Source organism: Roseomonas sp. TF40, assembly GCF_057219975.1.
In genome coordinates this window covers 58898-72821 of sequence record NZ_JBXVVR010000006.1, presented here as the reverse complement: position 1 = coordinate 72821, position 13924 = coordinate 58898, and the positions used below count along the sequence as shown (strand labels likewise).

Annotated in this window: 12 protein-coding genes; 2 read left to right on the top strand and 10 right to left on the bottom strand. The window is 71.8% G+C overall.

The genetic code is table 11. The features are described from left to right. Positions 1 to 13 precede the first annotated feature (13 nt). Positions 14 to 538, top strand: coding sequence for a cysteine dioxygenase family protein (locus AC2D9U_RS17165; protein ID WP_484751311.1), 525 nt, complete (start codon positions 14 to 16; stop codon positions 536 to 538). Between the two features lie 165 nt (positions 539 to 703). Continuing rightward, positions 704 to 1672, top strand: a complete 969-nt coding sequence (locus AC2D9U_RS17160; RefSeq protein WP_484751308.1) for a calcium-binding protein — start codon at positions 704 to 706, stop codon at positions 1670 to 1672. A 184-nt stretch (positions 1673 to 1856) separates the two neighbouring features. Here the strand turns inward: AC2D9U_RS17160 and ligA are convergent, their stop codons facing one another. The 10 genes from ligA to murB form a co-directional block, all read right to left on the bottom strand. Then, positions 1857 to 3989, bottom strand: a complete 2133-nt coding sequence (gene ligA / locus AC2D9U_RS17155) for an NAD-dependent DNA ligase LigA (protein WP_484751306.1) — start codon at positions 3987 to 3989, stop codon at positions 1857 to 1859. Then, complete coding sequence (locus tag AC2D9U_RS17150) at positions 3986 to 4462, bottom strand: GNAT family N-acetyltransferase (RefSeq protein WP_484751304.1); 477 nt, start codon at positions 4460 to 4462, stop codon at positions 3986 to 3988. The genes ligA and AC2D9U_RS17150 overlap by 4 nt, the downstream gene beginning before the upstream one ends. Beyond that, the gene (recN, locus tag AC2D9U_RS17145) at positions 4459 to 6138 is read right to left on the bottom strand and encodes a DNA repair protein RecN (RefSeq protein WP_484751302.1); all 1680 of its coding nucleotides are present in this window, start codon (positions 6136 to 6138) and stop codon (positions 4459 to 4461) included. The genes AC2D9U_RS17150 and recN overlap by 4 nt, the downstream gene beginning before the upstream one ends. A gap of 22 nt (positions 6139 to 6160) precedes the next feature. Continuing rightward, positions 6161 to 7021, bottom strand: a complete 861-nt coding sequence (locus AC2D9U_RS17140; protein ID WP_484751300.1) for an outer membrane protein assembly factor BamD — start codon at positions 7019 to 7021, stop codon at positions 6161 to 6163. A 70-nt stretch (positions 7022 to 7091) separates the two neighbouring features. Then, a complete protein-coding gene (lpxC, locus tag AC2D9U_RS17135; RefSeq protein ID WP_484751299.1) occupies positions 7092 to 8021 on the bottom strand; it encodes a UDP-3-O-acyl-N-acetylglucosamine deacetylase in 930 nt (309 codons plus the stop codon). 257 nt (positions 8022 to 8278) lie between these two features. Next, positions 8279 to 9775, bottom strand: coding sequence for a cell division protein FtsZ (gene ftsZ / locus AC2D9U_RS17130; protein WP_484751298.1), 1497 nt, complete (start codon positions 9773 to 9775; stop codon positions 8279 to 8281). Positions 9776 to 9852: 77 nt separating this feature from the next. Then, positions 9853 to 11145 (bottom strand): cell division protein FtsA, encoded by a 1293-nt coding sequence (gene ftsA, locus AC2D9U_RS17125; RefSeq protein ID WP_484751297.1) that lies wholly within the window; start codon positions 11143 to 11145, stop codon positions 9853 to 9855. Next, on the bottom strand, positions 11142 to 12056 hold the full coding sequence (locus tag AC2D9U_RS17120) for a cell division protein FtsQ/DivIB (protein WP_484751296.1): 915 nt from the start codon (positions 12054 to 12056) through the stop codon (positions 11142 to 11144). Before AC2D9U_RS17120 ends, ftsA begins: the two co-directional genes overlap by 4 nt. Then, positions 12046 to 12966, bottom strand: coding sequence for a D-alanine--D-alanine ligase (locus tag AC2D9U_RS17115; protein ID WP_484751294.1), 921 nt, complete (start codon positions 12964 to 12966; stop codon positions 12046 to 12048). Before AC2D9U_RS17115 ends, AC2D9U_RS17120 begins: the two co-directional genes overlap by 11 nt. Continuing rightward, on the bottom strand, positions 12963 to 13919 hold the full coding sequence (gene murB / locus AC2D9U_RS17110) for a UDP-N-acetylmuramate dehydrogenase (RefSeq protein WP_484751292.1): 957 nt from the start codon (positions 13917 to 13919) through the stop codon (positions 12963 to 12965). Before murB ends, AC2D9U_RS17115 begins: the two co-directional genes overlap by 4 nt. Between the last annotated feature and the right edge of the window lie 5 nt (positions 13920 to 13924).

The window sequence follows — 13924 nt, the reverse complement described above, 5'->3', positions numbered from 1 at the left end:
CGAACCGGTTCCCATGACCTTCATCCGCAGCCTCAGCCCCCTCGAAACCATGCTCGCCGGCATCGCCCAGGCGGCACGTGGGCCGCTGGTGCAGCGGCCGGCGGCGGTGGCGGAGGCGATCGGCGCCTTCGCGGCGCGCGAGGACCTGCTCGCGGGCAAGGACTGCCCCTGCTGCCCCGAGCGCTACATCCGCCACCTGCTGCACAGCGATGAAGAGGCCGGCTATGCCGTGGTCGCGCTGGTCTGGCGGCCGGGGCAGATGTCACCCGTACATGGGCACCGCACCTGGTGCGCCTTCGCCGTGCATCAGGGCGTGCTGACCGAGACCTACTACGCCCCCCCCGATCCCTTGGGCGAGCCCCCGGTGCCCCAGGCCACCAAGCTGCTCCGCCCCGGCGAGGGCAGCCATGGGGCGGCCGACCCGGCCTTGATCCATCGCCTGGCGAACCTTTCCTGCCGCACCGCCATCTCGATCCATTGCTACGGCGTCGCCTTCGACCGCTTCGGCAATGACGTGAACGAGATCCACGCCGCCTAGGGCAATATGCGATCCGACGTCGCGGCAGCGCCGCGATCGGTCGACCCGCCGGTCCAAGGCCATGCCAATGGCCGCCACCGATGAATCCTCTGTCCGCAGCCGGCGCGATCATGCGATCTTGCCGCAACGCCAAGGATCGAGGCAGCCATGCGCAAGCTTCCTGTCATGAGGCAATCCGGCGCGCCGCGGCCCATCAGTGCCGCGCACCTATTGCGCGTGACCGGCGGTGCCTGGGAATTCGGCGGCGGCGGCAATGACACGCTGCGCGGCGGCGGGGCGGATGACTGGATCGTCGGCGGCGACGGGCATGACAAGCTCCTGGGCGGCGGCGGCGCCGACCGGGTGGAGGGCGGGAGCGGCCAGGACACGCTGCAGGGCGATGGCGGCAACGATACGCTCATCGGCGGCGCGGGCCACGACCTCGCCCATGGCGGCGATGGCCATGACCTCGTCGATGGCGGCGACAGCAACGACACGCTGCGCGGGGATGCCGGCAACGACAGGCTGCTGGGCGGCTTCGGCGATGACAACGCGGATGGCGGCACCGGCAACGACACCGTCTGGGGCGATGGCGGGCGTGATACGCTGCGTGGCGGGGATGGCGACGACGAGCTGGGCGGCGGCACGGACGACGACCTGCTGGAGGGCGGCGCAGGCCGTGACCTGATCTCGGGCGACCTCGGCGACGACACCTTGCGCGGCGGCGCCGGCGACGATGTGCTGATGGGCGGGGATGGCCTCGACGAGCTGTCCGGCGGGCTGGGTGCCGACTGGATCGAGGCCGGCAGCGGGGATGACAACATCTACTGGAAGGTCGGGGACGGCAACGACACGATCATCGGCAGCATTGTCGCGTCCGAAACGCTCTACCTGATCTCGCCCAATGCCATCTCCAACTTCCATGGCGACTCGCCGCTGGCGGCCGGCGCGAGCCTGACGATGGAGGAGGTGCTGGAGGGGCTGAAGCTGCACGGGGGCAATGCGGGCTCCGGCTTCGGCGGGATGAGTTCCGCCACCACCTGGACCGTCGAGGGCAATTTCATCCGCTTCAGCGGCGAGGCCAACGGCACCCTGACCATCCGTGGCGAAACCATCCGCTTCGAGGGCCTGAACGCGATCTGCATCGCCGCATAGAGCCGAAGCCCGCGGATCGGTCACGACCCGCGAGATTTGCGATGAGCCTCCTCGGCAGGGAGGTCTGGAGGGAGGGACGCCCCTTCCAGGATGCGAACCGTCAGACCGGACGGAATTCGTTTGCCCTCACTGATTGTTTCCGGCGCAAGAAGTCCGACTGGCTGATCGCAGTGCTGCCGCGACGTCAGATCGGATATTGCTCCAGCCCGGCCATCGCGCGCCACTCGGCCTCGCTCAGCACGCGCAGCCCCAGTTCGGCGGCCTTCTTCGCCTTGCTGCCGGCATCCGCGCCCACCACCACGAAGTCGGTCTTCTTCGACACGCTCTTCGTGACCTTGGCGCCAAGGCGTTCCGCCTGCGCCTCCGCCTCGTCGCGCGACATGGTGGCGAGCGTGCCGGTGAAGACCATCACCTTGCCGGCGAAGGGGCTGTCGGCGGTCGCGACGATGGCGACATCCTCGGGCGAGACCTCGGCCGCCAGATCCGCCAGCGCGTCGCGATTGTGCGGCTCGGCGAAGAATTCCGCGAGCTCGGTGGCGATGGCCGGGCCGATGCCCTGGATGCTGCCCAGCTCCTCGCGCGCCTCGCTGCCGATGGTGGTGGCGGCCAGCATCTTCGCGCGCCATTCCGCGAGCGAATGGTAGTGCCGCGCCAGCAGCTTCGCATTCGCCTCGCCGATGCGCCTTATGCCGAGCGCGAAGATGAAGCGCTCGAGCGGCACGCGCCGCCGTGCCTCGATCCCGGCCAGCAGGTTCGCGACCTTCTTCTCGCCCCAGCCTTCCCAGCCGAGCAGCGTCTCGGTGTGGCGCGACAGGCGGAAGATGTCGGCGGGGCTCTTCACCAGGCCCTCGGCGAAGAGCTTCTGGATGTTCTCCTCGCCCAGCCCCTCGATATCCATCGCGTTGCGCCGCGCGAAATGGATCAGGCGTTCCACCGTCTGCGCCGGGCAGATCAGCCCGCCGGTGCAACGCTTCACCACCTCGCCATTCGCGCGCACGGCGTGGCTGCCGCAGGCGGGGCAGGTGTCGGGGAAGATGAAGGGTACGGCATCGGCGGGGCGCAGCTCGGGCACGATGCCCACGATCTGCGGGATCACGTCGCCTGCGCGCTGCAGGATCACCGTGTCGCCGATCCGCACATCCTTGCGCGTGATCTCGTCCTCGTTGTGCAACGATGCGTGCGTCACCATCACGCCGCCCACGCCGACCGGCTGCATCACCGCGCGCGGCGTCAGCGCGCCGGTGCGCCCGACCTGGATCTCGATGTCGAGCAGCTTGGTGGTGGCGCGCTCGGCGGGGAATTTCCAGGCGATGGCCCAGCGCGGCGCACGCCCCACGAAGCCGAGCCGGCGTTGCCAGTCGAGCCGGTTGAGCTTGTAGACGACACCGTCGATGTCATAGGCGAGGCCGCTGCGCCCCGCCGTCATGCGCCGCTGGAAATCGAGCGCGGCCTGTTCATCGGCCAGAAGTTCCGAAATCGGATTGACGCGGAATCCCCAGCCGCGCAGCCGGTCGAGCCAGCCGGCATGGGTCTCGGCGGGAAGCTCGCTCGCCTCGCCCATCGCATAGGCGAAGAGCTTGAGCGGCCGCTGCGCCGTGATCTCCGCGTTCAATTGCCGCAAGGAGCCGGCGGCGAAGTTGCGCGGATTGACCGGGATGGTGATGGCGGGGCCCAGCGCCTCGCCGCGCGCGCGGCGTGCCTCGCGCGCCTCGGCCGCAAGCTGCTGCTCGGCGCGGAAGGCGAGGAAATCGGCCTTCTCGCAGAACACCTCGCCGCGGATCTCGATCCGCGCGGGGAAGGGCGCCGCGAGCCGCCGCGGCAGGTCGGACAGCGTCAGCAGGTTGGCGGTGATATCCTCGCCCTCCGCCCCGTCGCCGCGCGTCGCGCCCTGCAGGAAGGCGCCGTCCACATAGGTGAGGTTGACCGACAGCCCATCGATCTTCGGCTCGCCCACGAATTCCAGGCGTTCCTCCGCCTCCAGCTTCAGGAAGCGGCGGATCGAGGCGCAGAAATCGAGGAAATCCTGGTCCGCGAAGGCATTGTCGAGCGAGAGCATCGGCACGCCGTGGCGCAGCTTGGCGAAGCCCTCCGCCGCCTCGGCGCCGACGCGCCGCGTCGGACTGTCGTCGCGCACCAGATGCGGGAAGCGCGCCTCCAGCGCACGGTTGCGGCGCACCAGCGAATCGTATTCCGCATCGCTGATCTCGGGCGCGTCCTGCTGGTGGTAGAGCGCGTCGTGATGCGCGATCTCGGCGGCGAGGCGCGCCAGTTCCGCGGCGGCCTCTTCCTCGCTCAGGCTCTCGATGCGCTCGCTCATGCCTCTCTTCCCGCCAGCGCGGCCAGCGCCGCGCCTTCGATGATCTCGCCGCTGAACATCCCTTCGCTGCGCGCGCCGATGCTGCGGTAGAAGGCGGTGGCCTCGTCATCGCCCTCATCCACGCCCCACCAGAGGCAGCGCGCGCCCTGGTCCATCGCCGTGGCGGCGAGACGCGCCATCAGCCCGCGCGCAAGGCCGCGGCGGCGCGCCTCGGGGGCCACATAGAGGTCGAGCAGCATCATCGCCCAGGCGGCGCGCACCGCGTCGTAGATCAGCGTGCCCGTGGCGAAGCCGGCCAGCGCGCCCGCATGCTCCGCGACCAGCAGCAGCGCCTTGGGTTCGGCGCAGATCAGGTCGCGCAGCAGGATCGCCGACGTCATCGGCGTCTTCGGCGTCTCGCCATCGAGGCTGTTGAGCGCGTTGAACAGCGCCGCAAGCGCCTGCGCATCGGCGGGCACCGCCGCGCGGATCACAGCAGCCCGCCCGCCAGCAGGCTGTCGGCCGCCGCGCGCGCCGCATCCGTCACGCGTTCACCGGCCAGCATGCGCGCCAGTTCCTCGCGCCGAGCGGGCGCATCCAGCGGTGTCACGCGCGTCTCGGCCCGGCCAGCCTTCACCTGTTTCGCCACCGAAAGGTGCTGCGCCCCGCGCGCGGCGACCTGGGGCGAGTGGGTCACCACCAGTACCTGCACACGCTCCGCCACCCGCGCCAGGCGCTCGCCCACCGCCGCCGCGGTGGCGCCGCCGATGCCGCTGTCCACCTCGTCGAACACCAGGGTCGGCACCGGCGAGCCGCGCGCCAGCACCACCTTGAGCGCGAGCATGAGGCGCGAGAGTTCGCCGCCCGAGGCGATCCTGTCGAGCGCGCCGGGCGCCTGGCCGGGGTTGGTGGAGACCAGGAAGGTCACGCGGTCCACGCCATCCGGGCCCCAGGCCGCCTCGGCGCGCGGGGCGACCTCCACCACCAGCCGCGCGCGATCGAGCTTGAGCGGCGGCAATTCGCGGCCGATCGCGCGTTCCAGCTTCTCGGCGGCGGCGCGGCGCTGCTCGGTGAGCCGCGCGGCGGCTTCCAGATAGGCGGTGCGGGTCTCGGCGGCGCGTCGCTCGGCCGCCACCACCTGCCCCGTGCCGGCATCGAGGGCGGCGAGGCGCGCCTTCAGCCCTTCGAGGAAGGCGGGCAGTTCCACCACCGGGACCAGATGCTTGCGCGCGGCGGCGCGCAGCGCGAAGAGCCGCTCCTCCACCTGTTCCAGCCGGCGCGGATCGGGCCCGCCCTCATGGGCCAGGCGTTCCAGCGCCGTCTCGGCCTCGGCCAGGGCGTCGAGTGCGCGGCCCAGCGCCTCCAGCGCCGGCTCGGCTTCGGTCTGCGGCGCGGGCAGGCGTTCCAGGGCACGGCTCGCATGGCGCAGCGCGGCGGCGGGGTTGGCGGCGCGGCGGTCGCGCGGGCTGAGCGCTGCCAGCGCCTCGGCGATCGCCTCGTTGCGGCGCTCGCCCTGCTGCAGGCGCTGGCGTTCGGCGGCGAGGTCATCCTCCTCCCCCTCGACCGGGGCGAGGTCGCTGAGTTCGGCCACGGCATGGCGAAGGAATTCCTCGTCGCGCTGGGCGGCGGCGATCTCCTCGCGCGCGGTGGCCAGGGCGCGTTCGGCCTCGCGCCAGGCGCGATGCGCCTCACCCACCGCGCCGCGCGGCTTGTCCAGCGCGCCGGCGGCATCCAGCAACGCGGCATGGCTGGCGGGGTCGGCCAGGCCCACCTGGTCGTGCTGGCCCTGCACCTCGACCAGCAGCGCGCCCAGGCGCCGCAGCAGCGCGAGGCCCACGGGCTGGTCATTGACGAAGGCGCGGGAGCGGCCATCGGCGGTGACCACGCGCCGCAGCACCACCTCATCCTCGGCATCGATGCCCTGCTCGGCGAGGATGGCGCGGGCCGGGTGGCTGTCTGGCGGCAGGAAGGCGGCGGCGACGCTGGCCTGGGATTGGCCTGCGCGCACCAGCCCGGACTCGGCGCGGGCGCCCAGCGCGAGGCCCAGGCTGTCGAGCAGGATGGACTTGCCCGCGCCCGTCTCGCCCGTCAGCACCGTGAGCCCCGGGCCGAAGCCCAGGTCCAGGCGTTCGATCAGCACCACGTCGCGGATGGCAAGCGAGGTCAGCACGCGGCGGTGCCTCCCCGGCGGCTCAGAAGAACACGCCGACCGTGCGCTGGAAGAAACCCTGGCGCGGCGGCTCGGAAGGCTGCGCGCCATCCACCAGCAGGGCGTAGCTGTCCTGGTACCAGGGGCTGCCCGGATAGTTGTGGCCGAGCACCGAGGCGGTGCGCCGGGCTTCGTCCACCAGGCCGAGAGTCAGGTAGATCTCGGTCAGGCGGTGCAGCGCCTCGGGCACATGGTTGGTGGTCTGGTGTTCCTCGAGCACGCGGCGGAAACGGCCGATGGCGGCGGTGTAGAGCCGGCGGTTCTGGTAGAAGCGGCCGATCTGCATCTCATGGCCCGCGAGGTGATCCCGCGCGAGGTCCATCTTGAGGCGGGCATCGCGCGCATAGGGCGAGCCGGGGAAGCGGTTCATCACATCCTGCAGCGCCGCCATGGCCTGCTCGGTGGTGCGCTGGTCGCGCTGCGTGTCGTTGATCTGCTCATACATCGCGAGCGCGCGCAGGTAATAGGCATAGGCGATGTCGCGATGCGCCGGATGCAGCTGGATGAACCGGTCCAGCGCGCCAAGCGCCTCGGTGTAGCGGTTGCGCGAATAATCGGCATAGGCGGACATCAGCTTCGCGTTGGCGGCGAAGCTGGAATAGGGGTGCTCGCGCTCCACCGTGTCGAAGAGCTGTCCGGCGCGGATGAATTCCTCGCGGTTCAGCGCCTCCATGCCGGCGGCGAAGAGCCCCTCGGCGGAGGTGTCCTGCCCGGCCGCGTTGCGCGCCGCACCCAGCGAGGTGCTGCGCCCGTCCCAGGCGGAAGGGCCCGAGCACGCCGCCAGCGGCAGCAGCAGGGCGAGAAGGGGCAGGGTGAATCGGGAAAGCCAGGGCCGGTCGCGCATGGGTGCCCCTATACCACGTCGTGGCCCATGCCGGGCAAGGCCGCGGCGGGCGGTTCGCGCAGCCGCGCTGTCAGGCGATGGCGGGGGCGGCGGCGGCGGGCAGGCGCACCATCGCGCCATCTTCCGGCACCTCGCCGCCCACCAGGCGCCAGGCGCTGCGGTCGGCGAAGAGCGCGCGCAGCAGCCGGTTGTTCAGCGCATGACCCGAGCGGCGGCCGACGAACTTCGCCGAGAGCGAGGCCCCGGCGAGGGCGAGGTCGCCCACCACGTCGAGCAGCTTGTGGCGGACGAATTCGTCCGGCCGGCGCAGCCCGCCGGGGTTGATCACCATCGGGCCGTCCACGACCACAGCATTCGCCAGGCTGCCGCCCTGCGCGAGGCCGGCGGCGCGCAGCCGCGCGATCTCCTCGGCCAGGGCGAAGGTGCGCGCCTCGGCCAGGCCGGCGCGGAAGCTGGCCGGCGTGATGCGCAGCGCCAGCGACTGGGTGCCGATGGCGGGGGCGGCGAATTCGATGCCCAGATCGGCCTCGAAGCCGGGCAGGGCGGTGGGGTGCAGCTCGGCGAAGGCGTCCTTGTCCTCGACGCGGATGCTCTTCAGCACCTCGATCACCGGGGCCGCGACGTTGTGCGTGACCGTGCCGGCGCAATCGATGAGGAAGACGAAGGGCGCGGCGGAGCCATCCAGGATCGGCACCTCGGCGCCGTCGAGCTCGATCAGCGCGTCGGTGACGCCGGTGCCGGCCAGGGCGGCCATCACATGCTCGACCGTGCCGATGCGCGCCTCGGGCGCGCCTTCCGCCACCAGGGCGGTGCACAGGCGGGTATCGACCACGCGGTCGAAGCGGGCGGGGATATCGATGCCGAGATCGGTGCGACGGAAGACGATGCCCGTGCCGATGGCGGCCGGGCGCAGCGTCAGCGCCACGCGGCGGCCGCTGTGCAGACCCACGCCGACGCAGCCGATGGCGCTTTTCAGCGTCTTGCGTCGGGCTCGATCCATCGGAAGAAAACCGTCCATGCCTGCTCTCAGCCCCTGATCATGCGCGGGATCCGTGGCCGCAATGCGGCGCGAACCCCTTTACGCATCCCCCGAATTAGGCCTCGTCCCTGGCCGAGGGGGCGGCTGAAAACACCGCGCCCCAGCGCTTCATGGCATGTGAAGCTCTGGGGCGCCATTCAAGCCTTGTTTCGCGACATTACAGCGCAAGTAATTGATTTTGGCCAATTATTGCACTGCAGCGGTGCCTAGATTTCGCCTCAATTCGACTGGCGGCGCAGGAAGGTCGGGATTTCGAGCCCCATCTCCTCCTGCGGGCTCTTCGGCGTCGGGGGCGCGACAGGCTCGCTGCGCGCCTGGACCGGCGCCGGCGCGGGCTGCTCCGGCACATCGCGCTGCATCAGGCCGGTCGCCTGCTGGAAGATCCGCCGCCAGCCGCCATGCTGCTGCGGCGCCGCAGGTGCGGCCGGGCGGGTCGCCGCGGGGGCGCGCAGCGCCGGAGGCAGCTCGGGCGCCTGGATCTCCACCGGCGGGGCCATTTCCACCGGCGCGGGCTGGGCGGGCTGGGCCGGCATGGCGGCCGGCGCGTAGCCCTGGGCCGGGCGCATCGGCGCGGCCGCCGGCGCATAGCCGCCACCGCCCGCCGCGACGCGCGGCGTGAAGCCCACCGGGCCGCGCGGCCCAGGGGCAGGCGCCGCCGCAGGCGCCTGGGCCGCGGTGTTGGAGATGGCCGAGACCGGCCCGCCATTCACCACCAGCTTCACCGGCTGTGCCTCGCGGACCTCGCGCGCATCGATGCCCGTGGCGACGACCGAGACGCGGATGCGCCCGTTCATCGTCTCGTCGATCGAGGAACCGAAGATGATGTTCGCGTCCTCATCCACTTCCTTGCGGATGCGGTTCGCGGCCTCATCCACCTCGAACAGCGTCATGTCGTAGCCGCCGGTGATGTTGATCAGCACGCCGCGTGCGCCGCGCATGGAGGTGTCCTCCAGCAGCGGGTTGTTGATCGCGGCCTCACTGGCCTTCACCGCGCGGTCCTCGCCGTCGGCTTCGCCGGTGCCCATCATCGCCTTGCCCATTTCCGCCATCACGGTGCGGATGTCGGCGAAGTCGAGGTTCACCAGGCCCGGATTGACCATCAGGTCGGTCACGCCGCGCACGCCCATGTAGAGCACGTTGTCGGCCATCTTGAAGGCCTCGGCGAAGGTGGTCTTCTCATTCGCCAGCCGGAACAGGTTCTGGTTGGGGATGACGATCAGCGTGTCGACGAACTGCTGCAGCTCCTCGATGCCGGCATCCGCGCTCTTGCGCCGCTTCGGGCCCTCGAAATCGAAGGGCTTGGTGACGACGCCCACCGTGAGGATGCCGCGCTCACGCGCCATGCGCGCGATCACCGGCGCCGCCCCCGTGCCGGTGCCACCCCCCATGCCGGCGGTGACGAACACCATGTGGCAGCCATCGAGGTGCCGCGCGAGTTCCTCCGTCGCCTCCTCCGCCGCGGCGCGACCGATCTCGGGCTTGGCGCCCGCGCCCAGGCCCTGCGTCAGGTGCGGGCCGAGCTGCACGCGGCGGTCGGCCTTGGAATGCACCAGCGACTGCGCGTCGGTGTTCGCCACCAGGAACTCGACGCCGTCGAGGCCCATGGAGACCATGTTGTTCACGGCATTGGTGCCGCCGCCGCCGACACCCACGACCGTGATGCGCGGGCTGAAATCCGTGTGCTGGTGCGACGGGATGGTCAGGTTCAGGGTCATGGTCGGGGGCCTTTCCTGGAGGTTTCAGTGCGCCGCGCGGGAGGCGGCGAGGGGGAAGGGGAAGACAGGGCGCATGGTCACAGCCGCGCCTTCAGCCATTCGTAGACGCGTCGGAACGTGCCTTGCGGGCGGTCCACGCCCGGTGCGATGTCGATCAGCGGCCGGCCTTCGCCGGCACCCCAGGCGAGTAGCCCGATGGCCCCCGCGAAGGGCGGGCCGCCGGCAGTCTCGGGCAGGCCCCGCACGGAACGCGGGCGGCCCACGCGCACCTGGCGGTCGAGCACCCGGGCTGCGAGTTCGCGCGCGCCGATCAACTGGCTCGCCCCCCCCGTCAGCACCACGCGCGTGCCGGATTCGCGCGCCACGCCGGCCTGTTCCAGCCGCTCGCGCACCAGCTCGAAGGTCTCTTCCAGGCGCGGGCGGATGATGTTGACGATCATGGCGCGCGGCACGCGGGCGATGTGGTCCTCATCCTCGCCGACCAGTGGCACGGGCAGCATCTCGCGGTCGTCATCGGCCGAGGCCATGGCGCCGCCATGCAGAGTCTTGAGCCGTTCCGCGTGGTTGATCGGCGTGGAGAGCACGCGGGCGAGGTCGTTCGTCACCTGCCAGCCGCCCACCGGGATCTGCGCGGTGTGGATCAGCTGCCCCTCGCCGAAGACGGCCAGCGAGGTGGTGCCCCCGCCCATGTCGATCACGGTCGCGCCGATGCGCTTCTCATCCTCGACCAGCGTGGCGAGGGCCGCGGCATAGGGCGCCGAGACCAGTTCATCCACCTCCAGGTCGCACCGCAGCAGGCAGGCGCCGAGATTGCGCAGCGCGGCCTGCGAGGCATCCACCAGATGCACGCGCGCGCCCAGCGTGTCGCAGACCATGCCGCGCGGATCATCGACGCCGGGCGTGGCATCGACGGTGAAGGAGACCGGCGCGCCATGCACGCCCTCCCGCCCTTCTTCCGTGCCGCGGCGGCGCGCCTCCATCAGGATGCCGCGCAGGTCGGCATCGTTCACCGCGCGCCCGCCGATCGGCCATTGCAGGTTGAGCAGCCGCGATTCCGGCTGGCCGCAGGAGAGGTTGACGATCAGGCCCGACAGCTTGGTGTCGCTCATCTCCTCGGCCTGGCCGACGGCGGCGCGGATGGCGCGCTCGGCCTCCTCCAGGTCGATGATCGAGCCCCCCTTCACGCCGCGCCCGCGCTGCCAGCCGAAGCCGAGCACGCGCGGCTCGCCATCGCCCTCGATGCGCGCGATCAGGCAGACCACCTTGGTGGTGCCGATGTCGAGCACGCCGAAGGGGCCCGAGCGCGCGCCGCGGCGGCGCCGTTCCGGGGGCGGTTCGATCAGCGCGGGCAGGCGCGACAGGGCGTTCATCCGCGCGTGTTCCCCTGCTGTGGCGTGGCCGGCCGGCGCGCCGGGTTGGCCGAGGGCTCGGGTGCCGGCGGCTGGCGCAGGACAAGCCGATCCGGCAGGCGCATGTCCACGGCGGTCAGCGGCCGGTCGAGCAGCGCGTGGCGCGCCTGCAGCTCGGCGAGGCGGTTCAGCGCGGGCGCCTCATGTCCCTCGGGCAGCAGCACATCCGTGCCGTTGTGCAGCCGCAGGTTCCACCGCCGCTCGCCGACCCGCACCAGTGCCTGCGTGCGCTCAAGGATGTTGCGATGCGCGAGCAGCAGGTCATGGAGTGCGGCCGCGTGCTTCTCCGCCCCCGCGCCGACGATCAGCGGCAGCGGGCCGAAGGCGTCCAGCGTCTCGGTCGCCACCACGCGGCCCTCGCGGTCCACCACCGCGAAGCGGCCCTGGTGCTGCCAGATGGCGAAGGGCGTGCGCTCGATGAGCCGCACGAAGATCGTCCCCGGCAGGCGGCGCTCCACATGCGCTTCCTCGACCCAGGCGATGGTCTCGAGCCGCGCGCGCGCCTCTTCGGGCGAGAAGCCGAGCATCGGGTCGCCGCGCTGCGCGCCGATCGCAGCCCGCATCAGGTCCTGCGGCGTGTTGCGCCGGCCCTCGACGACGATCTCGCGCACTTCGAGGCCGAAGCCCGCGCCGATCTCGGCCGCGTTCTCGACGATGTTGCGCGCGCGCCCGGCGGGATCCGCGACATAGAAGCCGAAGGCCACCGCGCCAAGCACGCCGAGGCCGAGCAGGCCGAGCCCGGCCGGGCGCAGCAGGAAGCGCCGGCGCTTGAGCCACAGCCGCAGCCCGCTGGGCCGGTCCGGTTCGCGCCGCGTGCGCGGGTTGCTGCTTGTCGGAGCACGGCTTGCCGCCGCGACGGCATCACGGGCCATGACGCGCCTCCCGCACCATCCAGGCGCAGAGTTCGGGGAAGGCGATGCCCAGATGCGCGGCCTGTTCGGGCACCAGGGAGGTGCGCGTCATGCCGGGCTGGGTGTTGACCTCGAGCAGGAACAACTGCCCGGGCTCGCCGGCCGTGTCGTCATAGCGCAGATCGGCGCGCGAGACGCCGCGGCAGCCCAGCGCGCGATGCGCGCGCAGCGCGATCTCCATGGCCTGCGCGCGCACGGCCGGGTGCACGGGCGCGGGCAGGGTGTGGCGGCTGCCGCCATCGGCATACTTCGCCTCGTAGTCGTAGAAGACGTGGCCGGTGTCGATCTCGGTGACTTCCAGCGCGCGGTCGCCCATCACGGCGACGGTGAGCTCGCGGCCCGGAATGAACGCCTCCGCCATGATGCGCCGGTCGAAGCGCCAGGCGCGCGCGACCTCGGCGCGGCGATTGTCGCCCTCGCGGAAGATCTCGACGCCGACGGAGGAGCCCTCATTCACCGGCTTCACGACATAGGGGCGCGGCAGCGGGTCCGCGGCCTCGAGTTCCTCGGGGCTGACGATGCGGCTCGCGGCCACCGGCAGGCCGGCCGCGGCGAAGGCCGCCTTCGCGGCCTCCTTGTCCATCGCGAGCGAGGAGGCGCGCACGCCCGAATGCGTGTAGGGCAGCCCGAGCCAGTCGAGCACACCCTGGATGCAGCCATCCTCGCCGAAGCGCCCATGCAGCGCGTTGAACACCACGTCGGGGGCGGCGGCCTGCAGCGCGGCGATGACGGCGCCGAGGTCGCGCGTGACCTCGATCGGCGTCACGGCGAAGCCCGCGGCACGCAGCGCGGCCACGACCTGCGCACCGGTGGCGAGGCTCACTTCGCGCTCGGCGGAGACACCGCCATGCAGGACGGCGACATGCGTCATGATTGCGATCCGATGGCCGGAGCGCCGGATGGCGCAGCGGGCTGAATCGGCTCGCCGACAAGCGCCTCTCCGATACGCTTGATTTCCCATTCGAGCGTCACGCCAGATTGCGCGAGCACGCGCGCGCGGACTTCCTCGCCCAGGCCTTCCAACTCGGCTGCCGTCGCGCCCCCGGTGTTGAGCAGGAAATTCGCGTGCAGCGTCGAGAACTGCGCGCCGCCGCGCGCGAGGCCGCGGCAGCCGGCGGCGTCGATCAGCGCCCAGGCCTTGTGGCCCGGCGGATTCTTGAAGGTGGAGCCACCCGTGCGCGCGCGCACCGGTTGCGTGGCTTCCCGCGCCGCCTTGATCTCCGCCATGCGCGCGGCGATGGCGGCGGGATCGCCCGGCGCGGCGTGGAAGCGCGCCCGCACCACCACGCCGCGCGCCGGCAGCTCGGCATGGCGATAGGCGAAGCGGAACTCAGCCGCGGTGAGGCGCAGCAGCCCGGCGGGCGTCGCGACCTCGGCCCAGTCGAGGCAATCCTTCACCTCGCGCCCATAGGCGCCGGCATTCATCGCCACCGCGCCGCCGATCGCACCCGGAATGCCCGAGAGGAATTCGAGCCCGGCGAGCCCCGCCGCGGCTGCGTGCTCGGCCACCGTGGCATCCAGCGCGGCCGCACCGGCGACGATGCCATCGGGCTCGACCTGCACCGCGCCGAAGCCGCGCCCGGCCAGCCGCAGCACCACGCCGCGCACCCCGCCATCGCGGATGATGAGGTTCGACGCCGCGCCCAGGATGGTGAGCGGCAGGCTCTCCGGCAGGTCGCGCAGCAGCAGCAGGAGATCATCGACATCCGCCGGGCGCACCAGCATCTCCGCCGGCCCGCCGACGCGCAGCCAGGTGAAGGGCGCAAGCGGTGCCTCTTGCTGCACGCGGCCGCGCAGCGGGGGCAGGGTGGCGTGCGCTGCCATGCCGG

What these genes read in the sequence shown, in the direction of transcription:
- murB (WP_484751292.1), bottom strand. Translation starts at nt 13,919, where the DNA reads ATGGCAGCGCACGCCACCCTGCCCCCGCTGCGCGGCCGCGTGCAGCAA.
- AC2D9U_RS17140 (WP_484751300.1), bottom strand. Translation starts at nt 7,021, where the DNA reads ATGCGCGACCGGCCCTGGCTTTCCCGATTCACCCTGCCCCTTCTCGCC.
- ftsZ (WP_484751298.1), bottom strand. Translation starts at nt 9,775, where the DNA reads ATGACCCTGAACCTGACCATCCCGTCGCACCAGCACACGGATTTCAGC.
- AC2D9U_RS17120 (WP_484751296.1), bottom strand. Translation starts at nt 12,056, where the DNA reads ATGGCCCGTGATGCCGTCGCGGCGGCAAGCCGTGCTCCGACAAGCAGC.
- AC2D9U_RS17160 (WP_484751308.1), top strand. Translation starts at nt 704, where the DNA reads ATGAGGCAATCCGGCGCGCCGCGGCCCATCAGTGCCGCGCACCTATTG.
- lpxC (WP_484751299.1), bottom strand. Translation starts at nt 8,021, where the DNA reads ATGGATCGAGCCCGACGCAAGACGCTGAAAAGCGCCATCGGCTGCGTC.
- ftsA (WP_484751297.1), bottom strand. Translation starts at nt 11,145, where the DNA reads ATGAACGCCCTGTCGCGCCTGCCCGCGCTGATCGAACCGCCCCCGGAA.
- AC2D9U_RS17165 (WP_484751311.1), top strand. Translation starts at nt 14, where the DNA reads ATGACCTTCATCCGCAGCCTCAGCCCCCTCGAAACCATGCTCGCCGGC.
- AC2D9U_RS17115 (WP_484751294.1), bottom strand. Translation starts at nt 12,966, where the DNA reads ATGACGCATGTCGCCGTCCTGCATGGCGGTGTCTCCGCCGAGCGCGAA.
- ligA (WP_484751306.1), bottom strand. Translation starts at nt 3,989, where the DNA reads ATGAGCGAGCGCATCGAGAGCCTGAGCGAGGAAGAGGCCGCCGCGGAA.